12 protein-coding genes are annotated in these 19744 nt (G+C 37.0%); 9 read left to right on the forward strand and 3 right to left on the reverse strand.

Going from position 1 to position 19744, the window contains the following annotated elements:
• Together KZP23_RS23095 and KZP23_RS10835 are read left to right on the forward strand one after the other, a co-directional pair.
• On the forward strand, positions 1-1971 hold the full coding sequence (locus tag KZP23_RS23095; protein ID WP_317198060.1) for an OmpA family protein: 1971 nt from the start codon (positions 1-3) through the stop codon (positions 1969-1971).
• A gap of 41 nt (positions 1972-2012) precedes the next feature.
• The gene (locus KZP23_RS10835; RefSeq protein WP_226336252.1) at positions 2013-4352 is read left to right on the forward strand and encodes an immunoglobulin domain-containing protein; all 2340 of its coding nucleotides are present in this window, start codon (positions 2013-2015) and stop codon (positions 4350-4352) included.
• Positions 4353-4437: 85 nt separating this feature from the next.
• On the opposite strand, the gene KZP23_RS10840 is transcribed toward KZP23_RS10835, so the two are convergent.
• Positions 4438-5178, reverse strand: coding sequence for a LytR/AlgR family response regulator transcription factor (locus KZP23_RS10840; protein WP_226336253.1), 741 nt, complete (start codon positions 5176-5178; stop codon positions 4438-4440).
• A gap of 582 nt (positions 5179-5760) precedes the next feature.
• Here KZP23_RS10840 and KZP23_RS10845 point away from each other — a divergent pair.
• On the forward strand, positions 5761-7341 hold the full coding sequence (locus KZP23_RS10845; RefSeq protein ID WP_226336254.1) for a PAS domain-containing sensor histidine kinase: 1581 nt from the start codon (positions 5761-5763) through the stop codon (positions 7339-7341).
• 93 nt (positions 7342-7434) lie between these two features.
• Positions 7435-8310, forward strand: a complete 876-nt coding sequence (locus KZP23_RS10850; RefSeq protein WP_226336255.1) for a 3-keto-disaccharide hydrolase — start codon at positions 7435-7437, stop codon at positions 8308-8310.
• Positions 8311-8375: 65 nt separating this feature from the next.
• On the opposite strand, the gene KZP23_RS10855 is transcribed toward KZP23_RS10850, so the two are convergent.
• Together KZP23_RS10855 and KZP23_RS10860 are read right to left on the reverse strand one after the other, a co-directional pair.
• A complete protein-coding gene (locus tag KZP23_RS10855; RefSeq protein ID WP_226336256.1) occupies positions 8376-9953 on the reverse strand; it encodes a beta-N-acetylhexosaminidase in 1578 nt (525 codons plus the stop codon).
• A gap of 79 nt (positions 9954-10032) precedes the next feature.
• Positions 10033-11268, reverse strand: coding sequence for a glycoside hydrolase family 88 protein (locus KZP23_RS10860; RefSeq protein ID WP_226336257.1), 1236 nt, complete (start codon positions 11266-11268; stop codon positions 10033-10035).
• Between the two features lie 1079 nt (positions 11269-12347).
• Between KZP23_RS10860 and KZP23_RS10865 the strand changes: the two genes are divergently transcribed.
• The 5 genes from KZP23_RS10865 (at position 12348) to KZP23_RS10885 (ending at position 19664) form a co-directional block, all read left to right on the forward strand.
• Complete coding sequence (locus KZP23_RS10865; RefSeq protein WP_226336258.1) at positions 12348-12938, forward strand: RNA polymerase sigma factor; 591 nt, start codon at positions 12348-12350, stop codon at positions 12936-12938.
• Positions 12939-13385: 447 nt separating this feature from the next.
• Positions 13386-14387, forward strand: a complete 1002-nt coding sequence (locus KZP23_RS10870; RefSeq protein ID WP_226336259.1) for a FecR family protein — start codon at positions 13386-13388, stop codon at positions 14385-14387.
• A gap of 99 nt (positions 14388-14486) precedes the next feature.
• Complete coding sequence (locus KZP23_RS10875) at positions 14487-17087, forward strand: SusC/RagA family TonB-linked outer membrane protein (protein WP_226336260.1); 2601 nt, start codon at positions 14487-14489, stop codon at positions 17085-17087.
• A complete protein-coding gene (locus KZP23_RS10880; protein WP_226336261.1) occupies positions 17084-17896 on the forward strand; it encodes a SusC/RagA family TonB-linked outer membrane protein in 813 nt (270 codons plus the stop codon). Before KZP23_RS10875 ends, KZP23_RS10880 begins: the two co-directional genes overlap by 4 nt.
• A gap of 13 nt (positions 17897-17909) precedes the next feature.
• A complete protein-coding gene (locus tag KZP23_RS10885) occupies positions 17910-19664 on the forward strand; it encodes a RagB/SusD family nutrient uptake outer membrane protein (RefSeq protein WP_226336262.1) in 1755 nt (584 codons plus the stop codon).
• The last annotated feature ends 80 nt before the right edge of the window (positions 19665-19744 follow it).

The following is a 19744-nucleotide window of genomic DNA, read 5'->3' on the forward strand; positions in this document are numbered from 1 at the left end:
ATGAAAAAAAATATTATACACTTGTTCTTTTTGTTGCTGTTGGTAAACTCCTGTATTGGTATAAAAAACAAGGAGTTTGTGAAAGGAAATCAGCAATTTGATATGATGAACTATGCTGTAGCGGTAGAACATTATTCAATGGCATGGGATCAGGAGGAATTGCCGGAGACAGCCAGAGGATTGGCAAATTCTTATTACCAGATGAGGGAGTTTGATTTGGCAGAATCCTGGTATGGTAAATTGGATAGACTGGATGAACTTACCTATGGAGATCGGTTGAATTTTGCGAAAACGCTTATTGCCAATTCAAAATTTGATGAGGCAAGAAGACAACTCAATGAATATAAAAGGTCTGGCCAAGAGGGCTTAAATATTGAAGAGGCCAGCAAGTTGTTGAGTTTGATCAATGAAGCAAAGGATTTATTAAACGACCCCAAAGATGTCCAAATTAAAAACCTGAAAGAGATTAATTCGAGATATTCTGATTTTTCCGGGTTAATAGAAGGGGATAAGTTGGTTTTTGCCAGTGATAGGCTGGATAGTATGCCTACAAATGCAAAAGTGGATGAATATAATGCATTAAGGAGTGATATCTATGGCTGGACTGGCAATGGCTTCTTAAGGGTATATGAGGCTAAGGGGAACTGGGATGATTTTGAAACGGATAGTATCAAAAGTCTAGAAAAGTACAAAAGTCCCCATCATAGTGGTCCTATTTATGAGGCAGAAGATTTTATATTTTGGGTGAAAGCAGGAAAGCCTGGAAAAGATATTGATAGGCCGAGTGGAAGTAAAAAAGACTTTACCTTATTCCCACAGATTTTTTATATGGAAAAAGTGGAGGAAGAATGGACTGAACTGAAGAGTTTGCCATTCAATAGCCCCTATGAATATGGCGTAAGCGATCCTTTTTGGGATGAGAAAAGTAAAAAACTATATTTTTCCTCAGGACAGCCTGATGGTACAGGAAATTCAGATATTTATTTTACCAAATATCTTGGAGAGAATAATTGGTCTACTCCGGTGAATTTGGGAGAAAATGTTAATTCCTCTGGAAATGAAAGGACTCCATATGTCAATGAAAAAGGGGAATTGTTTTTTTCTTCGGATGGAAGAGGGGGATTAGGTGGTCTGGATGTATATAAATCGGAAAAGGCTGGAAGTTCTTGGGCTAAGGCAGAGAATATGGGGGCGCCGATTAACTCCAGTAGAGATGATTTTGCCTTTTATTTCAATAGCGATATTCCTGATAGGGGAGTGCTCAGTTCTGATAGACCTGGCGGCAATGGAATGGATGATATTTATGCATTTATCTTGGAAGTCAATTCTAAGATATTTCTGAAGGGCGTTGTGATGGATAAAGAAACCATGAAGCCTTTAGAAAATGCCGTGGTGGAACTGATGGATAAAACCACAGGAACCAACTTTAATTTTGTAACCAATGAGGATGGTGAATATGACTTCGTTCTAGGAGAAGAGACGGTCTATGATATAGAAGGGAAAAAGACGGATTATATTTCAGCGGAACTAAAGGGCTTGAGTACTAAAGGGCTGAGACTGTTTGCTGATACTACCATTAGAAAGGACTTGTACCTGGACAAGATTGAGATAGGAAAGACGATCGAGTTGGAAAATATTTATTACGATTTTGATAAATGGGATATTAGGGATGATGCAGCACTTGAACTGGATAAGCTGGTAAAGATCTTGGATGATAACCCAACTATGAAAATTGAGCTTAACTCACATACAGATAGTCGGGGCTCTGATTCCTATAACCAGATTTTATCTGAAAAGCGGGCGCAATCTGCCGTGGACTATATCATTTCAAGGGGTGTTTCCAGGGTGAGGATTGAAGCAAAGGGATATGGTGAGTCGAGATTGTTAAATCAGTGTGATGACGGAGTGGAATGTACTGACGAAGAACATCAGGACAACCGTAGAACTGAATTTACCATTGTGGATTATTGATTTATTACCAATTGCCAGTTTGTTGATTTTTTCTGGTCAGTATGAAAGGATTCAAATTTAGTGTTTTAAAGAGCCATGGCACCTTCAAGGTGTCATTGGCTTTTTTTGTTTTTATTTCATTTAACGCATTTTCACGGAGTAGTGATGGTAAAATATATGCAGAGAATCTTGAAAATTATAGTCCAGATATTGTTTATGGAGGTCTTGAATGTTTATTTACATCATGTGTGAAAGAGGTTGTTGAAAACCCTTCAAATACTTTAGAAGATAATGGTAGTTTTTCAACACTATACAGTAGTCCTGGATTATTAGGTTTAGGGGGATATAATGGTTTTATTGAAATTGGCTTTGATGATATAGTTCCAGCAAATACCCCGACCTACATACGTGTTGATGGAGATCAAAATCTTTTTCAAGCTTTATTAGCAGGTACGTTGGGGGATTTACTTTCTGATGTATTAGGGGCCGTTTTAGGTATGCAAATCATTCAAGTGATAGCTTATGATGAGAGTGGAAATGTGGTATTAGATGAGAATTCAAATGGTGGATTATCTAGTGGGGAAATGAAAGTGGTGATGGATGAAAATGGCGAATTTTATTTCCGGATTGTTCCGCAATCCCCCTATAAGTCAATTAGAATTGCAAACAAGTCATCAGCCTTGGTGAGTTTAGAAACAGAATTTACATTGGATGTTTATCATGCCTTTCATTTTGATCCCTTATGTAATTATTTGCCAGAATTTGTGTCCTATGATGGCGATGGGATAAGCTTGGATGCATTGGGTTTGGGAGGAGGGACGGTGAGTGCTCCACAAAACTCGATAGATGGAGATGCAGCAACAAGCTCCTCTCTTAGTACAGGTTTAGCAGGAGTTGCAGGTAGTATGAGTCAACTTTTTTATTTCTCCAATATTTCTGATCAGTCCGATGAAGTAATGGTAACCATAAGTGGAGATCCTACATTGCTTAACCTTGAGCTTTTTAGTAATTTATCATTTATAGCTTATGATGGAGATACTGAAGTTTATAATGAGGATTTAGGAGCTTTGGCTGATGAGTTGTTAGGATTATTAAAATTAGATCTGTTAGGTCTTTTGATGGATGGAGAGCAAGTGACTTTTCCAATTAGCCCCGATTTACCTTTTGACAGATTCGAAATAAAAGTGAATTCCTTATTAGATGTTGATGTGTTTGAAGCACTAAATATCCACGAAGTTGAAAGAACTATTGGGATGCCTTCCTTTGAAGCTTCGGCTTCGGGAAATGAATATGCTATATGTGAGGGAGAGAGTTTGTCAATATCCCCGTCAAGTTATACCGGTACGGGTTTGAAGTGGTATGATGAAGCAGGAAATTACATTGGAACAGGGGAGAGCCTGAATTTGAATTCCGTAAATTCAGATGAGACTTATTATGTGGCATCCTCTGATAACTGTGATGGTACGATGATGGAATCTGCCAGAGTAGCAGTTAAAGTAGATGCACTGAAAGTGCCTCAGTTAGAGGATTATCAGGCACTACCAAGTGTAGCGGAATATGGTGAAGGTGAAAAAGTAGTTTTAGAACCATTTTTGGAGTTAGATGCAGATATAGAAAACCCTGAGTTTTATTGGTCATTTAGTCCTGATGGAGATCCGGAAATAGTAGGTGAAGAGATCATTGATAAAGGGGATCATGATGTTACTTATCGAGTATTACCGAATGGTGATATGGAAATTGAGGGCCTGGTGGCTGATGAGGAAATCGATGAAGTTTATTTAATTCTTCAAAATGGAGAGACAGGTTGTAAAAGTGTTCAAGCAGTCGAACAGGTATTCAAGATATTGCCTTTGACTTGGGGTAGTTTCCTTGCGAAAGAAAAGGAAAGTGGGATTGAACTTAATTGGTTCGTTGGATTAGATAGGGGTGTGGACAAATTTATTGTACAGAGGTCTTTTACAGGTGTTGAGTGGATGATTTTGGGTGAAATTAATTATGAAAACAGTGTATTGGGTGAAGGAAGCTTTGATTTTGATGATGACAATCCTGCAGTAGGGAATAATTATTATAGGGTAATAGCAGTAGATATAGAAGGTGAAATGGAATATTCCAAAGTTATTAGAGCTGAGTTCCAGCAGGCTTTCTATCATTCGTTCTCGATTTCACCTAATCCAGTTTATGAAAAACCCAAACTTTATAATAGAACAGGTAATCTATATAATGATTTAATACTAAAAGCTTTTGACAGAAACGGTATTGTGGTGTATCATACTGCGATAGATGAAGTTGCCCCATGGTCTCACATTACTTTGGACGACAATATTAAGCTTCAGCCTGGTGTCTATGTATATTGCTTATTTATGAAAGGAGAAATCATTTCAAGATCTAAAGTGATATGGTGATTTGATTGAGACCTCCAATAGAATAACTACATAGTGGGCTGGATAAGCAAACACCAGTATTTCATTGATTGATTTTTTTAAATACTTATCTCGTTACTTGATTTAAGCGGGATAAGATATTCTGGTAATAATTTCTTCCGACAGGAATGTTTTGTCCCTTAATGATTATTTCCTTTGAATTTAATGCTTCAATTTTGTCTAAGTTAACGATATAAGCCTTGTTGACCTTGCAAAAAAGTACAGAAGGAAGCTTATTGATTACCTCCTTGATCAAATTTCTTAGGGTGTATATGGTGTGATCTTCAGTACAAATATGGGTATATGAGCCATCTGCTTTGATCCAATCAATTTCCTGTATATTCACCTTTTTTAAATAGCCTTTGTCCCTAATGAAAATAGATCCCTTGATGATCCTGTCCTGAAAAATGAGTTCAGAAACTTTGTTATGGGATTTAGTTTCAAAATTGCTAATTGCCAACTCTAGAGATGTACAAAGCATTTCTTTACTAAAAGGCTTTAATATATAACCATCAGGGGAAACCGTCTTTACTTTTTCAATGGTTTCCTTATCAGATGCAGAAGTGAAAAATATTACTGGTATATTGAATTTTTCACGAATATTATGAGCAATATCGATGCCGTTCGTTTCCCCGTTTAGATGAATGTCCAAAAGGATGGCATTTGGAGCATTTTCATAGAGGACTTCCTCAATTCTATGCTCAGAATCCAAGATTTCGCAAACTTCATAACCTTCAGATTCTAATAGGTCTTTGGTGTTATCCGCTAGTTCAAAATTGTCTTCGACGATCAGTATTTGTTTCTTCATAATATTAATAAGCCATATGAGATCCTAAGTAAAAAATATCTTAATCAATTATCAAAAGGAATGGTTGTCATGATAAGATATTGCCTTGATTATTGGGGTTTATAGGACAAAGATGCATATTAATTTATTTTTTGAATATTTACAACTTGAATAGTTTTTATAGTTAATTTTAAATAAACCAAGTAAAACCTACTTGATGAGATTCCATGTATTTGCAAATATTTTATGGATTTATATAGAAATGTCAAATTTCTGTATTTAAAAACCCCTATTTAAGCTGAGTTTTTAAAAAATCCTTAGATTTGTAGTCTAAAAGGTTTATTATGTAATCTTTCTGTAGTATATGATATAATTATTTGATTATTGGTGATTTATTAAATAACCATAATGGTTATATTGGGATGGGGAGTGAAGAGATTTTTAATTACAGAAAGTATGGCTAAAAAGTACTTAGATTTTATAGTCCCAAACGTGTTGTATGGAGTCCTACTAATAGGAAATTGTTAAGATGGGCTGGTAATGGTTAATTATTGCTTTCATAGCACGTCCACTTTAGAATGGCAAGATAAAATTTTATATAAATTGACTAACAATTATTTTGAGTTAAATTATTTTCAACAAATTTTCAAGGAGCAAGAAAGGTTCTTGGAAAATGGAAGTATTCAAGATTCTTTTCAAAATGTTTTGGGTTTAGTGAAAAAGGCTAGTGACTCAAGCTTTGCTGGATCAATCCTATTTGATGCTGATGTAAAAGAAGAACGCTTGAGTTATTTTTCTAATGGCAATGATCATTCAATTACTTTATGGAGGGGAATTATTGAAAATCTAAGTCCTGAAAATGAAGTGGAGGGTTTGGTTTTAGACAAAGTAATTCATGACCAAGATAGTACATCTAAAGAGAGTGATTATGGTTTTATTTCCATTGAAGTCAAAAAAGGATTACAGCTGATCCTTGTCTTGATAGAGCCAAAGTGTACTGATTTTGAAAAACTGGAATATTATATAACGATTGCCCTTAACTGCTTGAAGCTGATTTTGCTGTCTATTGATGATTTGAAGACCTTGCCCAATGGGCATTCTGACAAAAAATATTCTTTTGAAGATTTCTTGGGAGGTTCTACAGATATTATCTGTGTTTATGATAAAAACTTTAAGCCAATTTATAGCTCCTCTTCATTTAAGGAAAAACTAGGTTTTTGTCCCGATGCCAGTAATAAGAAACTGTTTTTGAATAAGTTTTTTAATGGCCAGAAAAACAATATATATTCTACTATTGATCAAAATAAAAGAGGGCGGTTCGAATTTGAGAGTATCTCAGGAGAGAAACTATGGTTTGATACTGTTCTTAGTCCGATAAAGAGTGAGAAGGGAGAGGTCGAAGCTTTTTTAGCCGTATCCAGAGATGTTTCCAACGAGGAAAAGTTAAAGTCTAACCAGAAGTTTGAACTACAAAAAGAAAAGGAATTGAATAGCTTAAAGTCACAATTTATTTCAATTACTTCCCATGAATTTAAAACGCCACTTTCTACGATTAAATCCAGTGTTGAAATTTGCAAAATTGAACTGGAAAGAAATTTAGACACTATTCCGTCCAGAGAGAAATTCACTAAGCATTTTAAAAGGATCAATAGTGAAGCAGATAGAATGAATACGCTACTTAATAACTTGCTGAATTTGGAAAAAATTAATCAAGGAGGAATTCACATAAAGCGCAAGAAGAAATATGTTAATAATTACCTGGTTTCGGTACTTGAGAATTATTTGGATCAAGAGCTTGTTTTTTTAGATACCGATTTGCCAGAGGATTTTCAGATCGTAATAGATGGGGATTTGGTAAGACAGTCCTTATTGAATTTAGTGGATAATGCCCTGAAGTATGGCAGCAGGGACTTGAAACCAGTGGTTAAGACCTATTTAAAGGATGATGAATTGAACCTATGTGTGCAGGATTTTGGTGAAGGTATTTCGGACGAAGACAAGAAAAATCTGTTTAAGCCTTTTTATAGAGCTTCCAATTCACATAAATATGAAAAAGGGTCCGGTTTGGGCTTGAAGATTACCAGAGAGTTTGTTGAATTGCAAGGAGGAAAAGTATCTTTTGAATCTGAACTGGGCAAAGGTTCCACCTTTATCATCCACCTTCCATTATCCGAGAAGGATTGAAGGAATTTTAATTCTATTTTGTACTTTAGTCAAGTTTTGCTGATAAAATTCATTTTATTTCTTTTTTGGAAAGAATCATTTAAAAATACATCTATGAGGAAATTTGTTTTGCCCAGTGTTTTGATGGGCTTGGTTATGTCCTTAGTTGCTTGTTCAGGTAATAAGGAAGAGCATATTACAGCAGAAAGAGTTGATCAGGAATGGCAGCGCCTTTTCAATGGAGAGAGTTTTGATAAGTGGAGGATTAAAATCGCTAAACATGAACTGGATGAAAACTATGCCAATACCTTTCGCATCGAAGATGGAATGATGAAAGTCCGTTATGATGAATATGACGATTTTAATTATCAATATGGGCATATCTTTTATGACCAGCCCTTCTCGGCCTATTTATTGCATTTAGAATATAGGTTTGTAGGCGAACAGGCCCCAGGTGGTGAGGGTTGGGCATTCAGAAATAGTGGTGCCATGCTACACGGACAGGATCCAAGAACTATGGGACGTGATCAGAACTTCCCTATTTCTATCGAGGGACAGCTGCTTGGTGGTGATGGTACCCATGATCGTACGACCAGTAACCTATGCACTCCGGGGACAAATGTAGTGATGGATGATGAACTCTTTACGCCACATTGTGTGAGTTCATCCTCTAAAACCTATCATGGAGAACAATGGGTTTCAGCAGACTTTTTGGTACTCGGAGATTCCATTGTTCATCATATTGTAGAGGGTGACACGGTATTGACTTATTTTGATCCACAGATAGGTGGTGGAAATGTAGATAATTTTGACCCTACTGTTAAGAAAGATGGTCAATTGATCAAGGAAGGTTTTATATCCCTTCAAAGTGAGAGTCATCCCATAGATTTCAGAACAGTGGAATTATTTGATTTGGCTCCATATATGAATGATCAGGCGAAGTTAGAAGAGGTGCTAGGTTTGCTCAAAACCAGAAAAACACATAAATAGTATAAGTCAAAAAGGCTAAGCAATGATTCCGCTTAGCCTTTTGTTTTTAAGGAACACTGTAAATACTACTTAATGACCGGTTCCGGGTGAGTATCGGGATGAAATGGATCATAGAAGTACAATCCATCATTTTTATACAAGCGGAAGTGGTTTTTGACCCTGAGACTGAAATCCTCATAATTTTTATTGTTCTTATGATTCCAGACAGCTTCTGCCATTGCCGCAATTCTAGGAAATACAAGAAAATCCAATCTCTCCTCATGGGAAACTGTTTCTGTCCATAGATTAGCTTGGAAGCCAAGAATTAAGTCTTTTTTACTTTCTGGAATGTTAAATTCGGAGAGGTCAAATTCATAAACCCTTTGAAGTGGATTGAAGTTACCACCCCATTTTCTGCCATTTCGGTGTGTTTCATCTTGGACAAAGTCAAAATATAAAGGTATTCTAGGGCATATTACAGTGGGGATATTATGTTCCATTAGTTTGGACAATTGTTCGGGTTTATCATGTCTCCACCAAAAAAGTATGCTTTTTTCAGTGGGCAACCCAGCTTCAGCCATTTCGTCCCAAGCCAAAATTTTATTGTTAAGCGAGAACAGGGAGTCGGCCATTCTTTTTATAAAATAATCTTCGACTTCTTTTAAACTGCTCAAATTTTCTTTCTGTCTAAGTTTACTGATCAATGGGTCGCTGGCCCATTTTTGGTTGCCAAAGCTGACCTCATCGCCTCCCAAATGGATCATTTGGCTTGGGAAAAGGACATCTATTTCGCGAAGGATATCTGTCAAGTATTGGTAGGTAGCTTCTTTTCCCGGATGAAAGGTGAATTCAGGATGCTTTTCAGAGCCTCCTCCACTAAATTCAGGATAGGCCCTGTTAGCGGCAGTAGCATGCCCAGGCATGTCTATTTCTGGAATTACCTCTATTTTTCTTTCTTGTGCGTATTGGACAATTTCCTTGATTTCTTCTTGGGTGTAATATTGGCTCGGAGTGAATGGGTTGATATGATCGCCTATTCCACCAACCAGGCCAAGTTTTGGGTATTTCTGAATTTCAATTCTCCAACCGGGCGCATCGGTAAGGTGCCAGTGGAATTTGTTAAGCTTATAATAAGCCATCCAGTCCAAGATTGATTTAACTTTTTCTTTACCAAAAAAATGTCTGGATTCATCAAGCATAAAACCTCTCCAAGCATATTCAGGGCGGTCCTTGATATCCCAAGTTGCTATGTGGAATTCCGACCCTTGGCTTTTGGCTTGATCGATGATTTGCAGCAAAGATACTATTCCATAAAATATGCCATTTTCATCATTTGAGGTGATTTGGATTTGTTCTGGCCTAATGGATAATTTATATCCATCATTTTCTGTGGAGGATGTTTTTAAAATAATTTTAGCGGCCTCTGTGTTCCTTTGAGTCAAAGAAAGGGGAAGTTGTTGCTTTTTAAGCAACTCTTTTTGGAGGAAATGGGCTTCGTCTTTTAAGTCTTCATTTACATATTGAATGGCGGTATTTTTATTTAGAACAAATAGAGCTGTGCCACCTTCAAAGGAGAGCGGTGTAGGGATAACAGGAGGTGTTTCTTGTGCAAATGCGAATTGCAAAAGAAGATTGGAGAGAAATAGGAGCTTAAATATTTTCATTGTGGATAGATGGTAAAAAGGAAAAAAGCTGACAAAACAGGAATTGTTGGTGTCAGCTTTTTAGTGTATTGAGAAAGGTCTAATTTAAAAACCAATCTTGGTATCGTTTTAATGCTTCTATATAATAATAATCGGCATAAGTCAGTGGTACATCGACCTCGGAATTATGAGGTAGTGAACCTACGCTATGTTCTAGGATAAAACCTCCGTTTTTGCCAAGTTGGGCTTGGTATTTTTCTGAAGAAAGGCTAAGCAATATCTTTTCAGCAGCTGATTTATACCATTCTGCTTTTTTAGCGTCTTTGGTGTATTGGTTCAGTTCAAGCAGCGCGGAAGCATTGATGGCTGCAGCTGAAGCGTCTCGGTAAGTAGTGTCAGAAGCTGCAGCGTTGAAATCCCAATAGGGAACAAGGTCCTCAGGCATATTGGGGTGTTCTAGGGTAAAGGCAGCGATTTTTTCGGCCTGCTCCAAGTATTTTGGATCTTTGGTGTCTCTATACATCACTGTAAAACCATAAAGCCCCCATGACTGTCCTCTAGCCCAGGCAGAATCGTCTGCCAAGCCTTGGTGCGTTTTTTTCTGAATCACTTTGCCTGTTGTGGCATCGTAATCGATTACGTGATAGGAACTATTATCTTCTCTGAAATGGTTCAGTATAGTACTGTCTGCATGCGACAAATTGATATTATAATATTTATTGTCTCCGCTTGCTTCTGATGCCCAAAAGAGAAATTCCAGGTTCATCATATTGTCTATGATCACCGGGTAGCTCCATGTACCATGATCCCAAGATTTGATCAGGCCGGTTTCGGGATGGAAACGGGTAGCCAGTGATTCGGCACCTTGAAGCATGATATCTTTATAATGTTCGTTTCCAGTAATCCTGTAAGCATTACCAAAACTGCAGTATAACATAAAGCCAAGGTCATGAGTGCCTTTATTGTCTTTTTCCTTTTCAAGTATTTCCAGTTTTTGTTCTGCCAAGGCAAGCATGGAAGAATCTCCCGACATTTCAAATAGGTACAGTAAGGTGCCAGGGTAGAAGCCAGATGTCCACCATGAAGTCCCTGAGGGGATCAGTTTGTCTTCTTCTTTATTATAAGTCCTTGGCAGTTTATCCTCAGGAACTAGGCTGCCCAAGTGCTGGTACTGCTGCACAGAAAAATCAATATTTTTTTTGATGAAATCGGCATTGATGGAAGCAGCTTCGACTTTTTCATGGTCTTGTTGCTCATTACTTGATTTGGGGCCACATGAGTTCAAAAAGGTAGCTAAACCCAATGCGGACATGGTTAATGCTTGCTTGATTTTCATTGGTTAAATTATTTGTTCTTGGAATAGTTGTTTGTATTAGATGATAATTTTTTCGCCACCCGACGTCTTTTTTAAAAAGATCACTGTAAGGGGAATCTTCAGATAATCCTTACCTGAAGGCCCCTTTTTCATTGGGCTAATATATAACTTTTATTAGTTTCTCTCCATATCGTTTTGTTTTATTGTATGTTGAAAATATTTGGTAAGATATCGAAAATTTTAATAAATGAATGATAAAGTATTGTTGGTGCTGCATTGCAAGAGGGCGTCATGGTCAGCTTTTTTGGATGGCGATGATCAGGCTCTTGAAGTAGTTAATTCCAATAATATCGATGGATTATATAAATTATGGGCAATAGTGTTCAGGATGTGTTTTTTCATCTGATAGACGGCTGGGATAAATTGAGTCCATCCAAATCAGTGAAAGGGTATTTGTTTGCTTGTCTTAGGAGAGGTTAGTTGGAAACTTTTCAAAAATAAAAGAAGGAAGTGGATATGTGCTTGGAGGAAGAATAGGCGTTTTTTATTTCCGTAGATGTTCTGGAAGAGGACCTATGACTTTGATTTCAATTAATTAAAATTATCGATAAGGAATAGGTTTGAAAACAGGGGATTTATTAAAAAGAGTAAAGGGAATTTTATCTGCTATGATGAACCTGAAATAATAACTAGGGACAAGCTTAAATTAGGGCGTGAAGACAGGGCGTTAATCCTGATGAAATATTCAGAAGAAAAATTGGTTGTGGATATTAAAGGAAATGAAAGGTTATAGTGGGCGAAGTTCATGAGGAAAATGAAGTGTTTAGAATAAATTTTGTTCAGAAAGAGGTTAATAATAGTGATGAATGGCGAATTTATGTGATTGTTGAGCGACTATTTTATTTTTATAAAAATACCTTGATGGATTGCGGAAAATATAATATCTGATATGAATAATTATATTTGATTGTAAATAATTAAACAAAAGCTGTTTATTTTTTATCTGACTTTTGTAGTGGTTTATGTAATAAAACGAAATAATATGTTTTCGGTTTGTTTGATTTAGAGAAATTATATGTAAGTTTAGGGAGATAGTAGTTATGCGATCACTCCCAGAACATACCGTAAATGAATTAGTTAACTTGCTTAGACAAGGTGAATTGCAAGCCTTTGATGAGTTATATTACAGGTTCTTGCCTAGGGTGCTGGGATTTGCTAAAACTTTTATTTGTGATCAGCAGGAGGCGGAAGAAGCAGTGCAGGAAGTTTTTATAAAAGTATGGGAGAAAAGGGCTTCGTTAAATTCTGAATTGAATTTTAAGAGCTACTTATTCGTTGCGGTTAAAAATCAAATTTACAACAAGATCAGGAGTGCCAAGAAGTTTGTAGATATAGCAGATATGGGGGCTGATATAGCTTCTTCAGAAATGCATGTTTATGATAAGCTTACCAATGAAGAATTGGAGCAAACAGCCTTTGTTTTACTAGATCAATTGCCTCAAATTCAAAAGAAGGTTTTTACCTTAAATAAGTTGGATGGTTTGAGTCATAAGGAAATTGCAGCTATGTTGAATATTTCTGTCAGGACAGTGGAACATCATGTTTACTTAGCCAATAAACAATTAAAAGCCAATATGCTGCAGCATGCTTCAATGATTAATATCTTTTTGATCTTTTTGCTTAATGTTTAGATAGGCTGCTTTTTATCTTTTTGGATCATCTTAATGCTTTCACTTTAGGTTTTTATAAGGGATACTTGTCTCCTTACCAAAATAACATGGATATTCCAGGGCCCTCATTTCTAATAGTGTTGGAGATTGCCAAATGAGGAAAGCGAATGGGGCTGGATCATCATTTATTATTTCATGAGTTTGTACTCATGGTTTCATTTTATGAATGGCCTATAAGGGTATAATCAAAAAGATATTGTTGATTCTGAAAAAAAATACTAATATTTTTTAGTTGTATAATTAGTTTTTTTGATTTTTTATTTTGTGATAGGCCTTTTTTGATGATTGTTTTGGTTTAAAATTCTTATATGGCCTTGGGGCTGGGTTTTTGTGTTAAATTATTTTTAATATTTCGTTAAGTAGTTTTCTTTTTATAGGTGTATTACCTCAAAGAAGAAAGAGAACACCGTGAATAAGGATAAACTCATAAGGTTTTTAAATAATGAGGCTTCGCAGTCAGAGCGGCTTGAGGTAAGTAGATGGCTAGAGCAGCCTGGGGCCCAAGAGAAGTTGGATGCTTTGATAGAGGAATCCTGGGCTGAGACAGAAAATTGTGATAGCCCTGAAAATGCCGAGCAGATACTTCTTGGAATCCATCAAAAGATTAAGAAAGAGGGGGAGGAGCTCCCAAATAGTAAACGAAGAGATATATGGTGGCCAGTGACAAAACTAGCAGCTTCATTGCTCCTTATGGCGCTATTATCAGTAGTGGTTTATCGACAGATCAACAATATGGATGAACCAGAGGTGATAGAGGAGTTGGTGGTTTATACAAAAGAGACCAAGAGTGGGCAGAAGCTAAAGTTGAGATTGCCCGATAGGACATTTGTGGTTTTAAATGCCAACTCCTCCCTGAGTTATACCTCGGAATTTGGGAAGGAAATCCGTGAAGTCGAGCTTAAGGGAGAGGCCTTTTTTGAGATAGCTTCTGATGAGAAAAGGCCTTTCAAAGTGCGGACTGGTGACTTGGTGACTACTGCTCTAGGGACAGCCTTTAATGCCTATTCAAGAGAAGAGGAAATAGCTGTGGCCTTATCAGAAGGTAAAGTGATGGTAGAGCAATTGGATTTGGACGGCGAGGACAAGGAAGTGTTGCTTGCTCCAGGTCAAATGGCTAGTTATACTCCAGAAATAGATGCAAAAATTCAAATAGAGCAATTTGAACCTTTAAAAGTGATGGCTTGGAAAGAAGGTAAAATCAGGTTTAAGAGCAGTAGGTTGAGGGAGGTCGTTAATGATCTGGAAAAATGGTACTGCATAGATATTGTGATGGAGAAAGGAGTGGGGCCTAACAGGAAGGTTTCAGGTTTGTTTGATAATGAGAGTTTGGATAATATTCTAAGAGGCCTTTCTTTTTCTCTAGGGATAAAATATGAAATACAAGAAAATAAAGTGGTGCTAAAAAAATAAATATGCCTATGAATAAAAAGACAGGACAGCCTTCCATCGCCAAATGAATAACTGTCCTGAAAGTTTCAAGTGACTAACTTTAAAACATTTAACAAAACTATGAAAAGAAAACTACTAGACCTAATCAAGATGGTGTCTAAAAACCTGTTATATGGTGTAATCATCCAATGTATATTTCTGTCCTCACTGATGGCCAAGGAAGGAAATGCACAGATCAAGCCCTTGGATAAGGCCTTTGTGAAAGTAGATGGCCGGGAATGGACAGTAAGGGCACTGTTTGAAGAGATGGAAAGCAAGACAGACTATGTTTTTGTATATCCAGATGACGTAGTTGATAATAAACCTATGGTGAGTATTGGTAATGAAGAACTTTCAGTAGAGATGGTTCTTACAGAAATCGCCAAGACCACCGGACTAAAATTTAAGCAAGTCAATAATAGCGTTTATGTTGGAAGACAACGCGATATTGCAGTTGCTTTAGATAATGTGCGAAAAAGTGTATCAGGTAAAGTGACTTCAGCTAATGAGCCTGCGGGGATTCCGGGAGTTACAGTGAAAATTAAAGGAACCACAACTGGTACTATTACTGATATTGATGGTAAATATACTCTTGAAGTGCCTTCTGAGTCTTCTGTTTTGGTATTTAGTTCTATTGGTTATAAGACAATAGAACTAACAGTTGAATCTAGATCAGAAGTGAATGTGGTTTTGGAGGAAGATACCCAAGCTTTGGATGAAGTAGTGGTAGTTGGTTATGGACAACAAAAGAAAGCTAGTCTTACAGGAGCTGTTGCTTCCTTGAAATCAGAGGATTTAGTTCAAGTTCCTGCGGCTAATACATCACAGCTTTTAACAGGTAGAGTGCCTGGCTTAATTACTAAACAAACATCTTCATTACCTGGGGATGATGGCACTACCTTGAATATCAAGGGTTTCGGGTCTCCGTTGGTGTTGGTGGATGGAATTCAAATGAGTCTTAATGGCATCGATCCAAATGATATTGAAAGCATTTCAGTCTTAAAGGATGCTTCTGCTGCTGTTTATGGTGCCAGGGCAGGTAACGGGGTGATTTTGGTGACTACCAAAAGAGGTTCTTCAGACAAAGCTCGAATTAGCTACAACGGAAGTTATACTTTACAGGAAGCGACAGCCTTTAGAAAACATGTTAATGTTGGAGAGTGGGCAGCTTTAATGAGAGAAGGTGAATTGAATTTGGGCATGAACCCAACTTTTTCTGAAGAAGAGGTTGCTAAGTATCAAGCAGGTACAGAGCCTGGGTATACAGATAATAGATGGGTAGATGGTTTAATTGACAATTTCGCCCCAATGCAACAACATAACTTAAGTGTTTCACAAAAGAAGGATAACGTTAGATATTATACTTCTTTGGGTTATACCAATCAAGAAAGTGTATTCCGTTCTAGGGACTTTGATTATAGTAGAATAAATGTAAGATCTAATGTTGATGTAGATGTAAATAAGAATTTAAGTTTTGGCTTGGATTTGTCCTATCGAACTGAAAATACATCAAGACCTTTGGAAGATTTAGGTGTGATTTGGAATGATCTTCAAGTAGCCCAACCTAGATATCCGATTGCTTTAATGGATCCAACTAAAGTTCCATATACAGGTTTCAATGAAAGAAACCCTATTGCGAGGACTCAAAGGGATATTTATGGTAACTATGATTATAATCAGCAATTTTTTACAGGAATACTAAAAGGTGAATATAAAATTCCTGGTCTCGAAGGGTTGGCTGTTAGAGGTCAAATGAATGTCATGAACCGTACTCGATATACCAAAACGCTAAATACTCCATATGACTTGTATGAGTACGATTATGCTACTGAAGAGTACATCCTAAAGTCTAGTAGTGGAACAGATATCCGTCTATCTGAAAGCACCAATAGATATTTACAGGTTTATCCAATGTTGTCACTTAACTATGATAAAACTTTTGGGGACCATGTAGTAAGAGGCTTGTTGTTGACTGAATCCATTGAAACACATTCAAATAGTTTTTCAGCAAGTAGAAGGGATTTGATTTCGGCTGAAGTTCCTCAGTTGAGCACAGGAGGTGATCAAAATATTGGCGCTAGTGGAGGCGAGAGCGAAACAGGAAGATTGAGTTATGTAGGTAGAGGTAATTATGCTTACAAGGACAGATATCTTTTTGAAGCTACTTTCCGTTACGATGCCAATGCACAATTTGCCCCTGATACAAGATGGGGATTTTTTCCTAGTGTATCTGGTGCTTGGAGAATTTCTGATGAATCCTTTATGGATGCGAGCAACAATTGGTTAGATGATTTGAAACTAAGAGTTTCTTATTCTCAGTTAGGTAATGATAGTAATATTACTGGATATCCTTATATCACTGGTTACGACATAGTTGGTGGAAGAGGGTATTTGATAGGAGATGTCTTAGAACGCTCATTGAGATCAACAGGTATTCCTAACCTAGGAGTTACTTGGGAAAATATGACGATCTATAATATTGGTTTCGACTTTACTGCTTTCAAAGGTAAATTGACTGTTGAAGCAGATTATTTTGACAGAACTAGAGAAGGTATCCTTGCTACTAGACAAAACTCACTTCCATCAACTGTGGGAGCAGTACTTCCTCAGGAGAACCTAAATAGTCAAAGAGTTAAAGGGTTTGAGGCAATGGCTAATTATAGAGGAAGAGTAGGGCTATGAATTTTACTATTTCACCTAACCTTACTTATTCTAGGTCTGAATGGATTCATTTTGAAGAGCCTGAATACACAGATCCTGATGATATTAGGCTTTCACAGAGATCAGGAAATTATACTAATAGGCAATTTGGATATGTTTCTGACGGACTGTTTATGAGTCAGGAAGAGATTGAGAATCATCCAATTGATCAAGATGAAGTAGGGAATACTACATTGATACCAGGGGATATTAAATATAAGGATTTGAACGGTGATGGTGTTATAACTAGTTTGGATAGAGCCGTAATTGGCAGAGGAGGTTTTCCTGATATGACTTATGGCTTGAATTTAAATGCAAGTTATAAGGGCTTTGTTTTGGATGTATTGTTCCAAGGTGCTTCCAAGTTTAATCTTATGGTAAGCGGATCTGCAAGGAATATGTTTGCTAATGGCTCAATTCCATTACAATACCAAGCTGACTACAGATGGACTCCTGATCCAAATAATCCAACTGTGAACATTAATCCAAATGCAAAATTACCAGGTGCAACTATTGATGCTACAGCCAATAATAATGTTGCTTCAGATTTCTGGTTATTGGATGGTACATATATGAGGTTGAAAAACATCAATTTGGCTTACAATCTTAAGAGTGAGTGGACTAGCAAAATTGGTTTGAATAATGTACAGTTTTACTTATCTGGAACCAATCTGGTTACCTTTTCAAAATTAGGTATTTATAAGAATGCTTTAGATCCTGAAACACCTTCAGACCGTGGAAATTATCCACTTCACAGAAACTATACTTTAGGATTGAGATTTAGCCTTTAAAATTTGAAATACCATGAGAACTATACATAAAATATTACTTGGTGCTTTAACCATTGGGTCTTTACAGGGTTGTTTGGATGCATTGGATAAAGAACCAAAAGACATTATTTCGCAAAATGCTGTTTATCGTGACCCAGAATTGGTGGATGCTCTACTCTTAAACTTATACAGTAGAGTGCCTTTTCAACAAACTGGAGGACAAGCAGACTTTAATATGGGACTTATTGCTGGTGTAGGTGGTGAATGTAGACCATTTGGCGCTTGGCAAACTCCCTATACTGCATCTATTGCTATTTACGATGAAACTGGAGCAGGAGCCTTAAATTATTGGCCTTATGATGAAGTAAGAATAGCTAATCAAATGATTATGGATCTTACTGAATCAGATTTTGATCAAGAATATATTGACCAACGAATAGCTGAAATACGATTTCTCCGTTCGGTTATGTATTTTAAGATGGCCAAAAGATATGGGGGAGTACCTTTGGTTTTGGATGTGCAAGACGTAAATTCTTCTCCAGAAGATTTATTTGTAGCAAGGAATTCCGAAAAAGAAGTGTATGACTTTGTATTAGGTGAACTTGAGGCTGTTTCATCTACTTTGCCTGAAACTTACGGTGCAGCTGATAATGGAAGGTCTACTAAATGGGCTGCATTAGCATTGAGAAGCCGTGTGGCATTATACGCTGCTAGTATTGCTAGGTTTGGGACACTGCAATTGGATGGCCTTTTAGGCTTCCCTAGTTCTGATCAACAGAATTACTATACAATATCCAAAAATGCAGCTCTGGAAGTAATTAATTCTGGTCAATTTGAGCTGTATAACAAGTTTCCAAACGATCCTGAGCAAAACTATCATCAATTGTTTATCGATGAGGATAACCCAGAAGTGATTTTTGCGGAAAGGTGGGATTTTGCATTGAACAGAGGACATAGTTGGGATAATTTGTGTACTCCTGCAGGTTTTAATTCCTCTTGGAATTCAAATTTCAACGCTTTTGTTGATTTGGTAGAACAGTTTGATTTTGTTGATGGAAGGTCTGGTGAAATTGATCGTTCTTTATATACAGCGGATAATTCATGGGATATTGATGACTTCTTTGGTCAAAGAGATCCTAGATTTAGGGCATCATTCTTTTACCCAGAAACTCAATGGCAAGGTGGAACTGCTTATTTTCATACAGGAACTTATGCAACCATAGATGGGGAACGTAAATATATGACATCTGGTAAGATTGGTGAATGGCCAGCTGCATCCGAACAAAGAAATAGAGTTCGTACTGGTGTCTATATTAAAAAGAGGGTTGATGAAGCTATGTTGGATCCAGCAGGAGGGCAATCAAGTACTGATTTCCATTATTTAAGATTGGGAGAATTGTACCTAAACTTAGCAGAACCGAGTTTTTATCTAGGTGAAACCAGTTCAGGACTCTCTGCTATTAATATGTTAAGAGAGCGTGCAGGTATGCCATTGTTAATGGATTTGACTGAAGAATCAATTAGACGTGAAAGAGCTGCTGAATTGTCTTTGGAAGAGCATCGTTATTGGGATTTGAGAAGGTGGAGAGTGGCCCAAGAATATCTCGACGGAAGACGTATGCAAGGGTATCAATATAAATATGACTTAGATACCGATGAGTATTTCATTACACTTACTAATGCAGAAGGTCAAGCTAGAGTATTCCAGGATAGACACTATTATTTCGCTCTAGGTAGAGGTAAAATAGCTGAAAATCCAAATTTAGTTGAAAATCCAGGCTACGAATAAATATCGAAGATTTTTGAGATCAAAAGGCCGGTTATTTTAACTGGCCTTTTTGATCTACGGTAAGTATGAAATAGTGCGGA

It is taken from the genome of Echinicola marina (assembly GCF_020463795.1).
GTDB classification, from domain to species: domain Bacteria; phylum Bacteroidota; class Bacteroidia; order Cytophagales; family Cyclobacteriaceae; genus Echinicola; species Echinicola marina.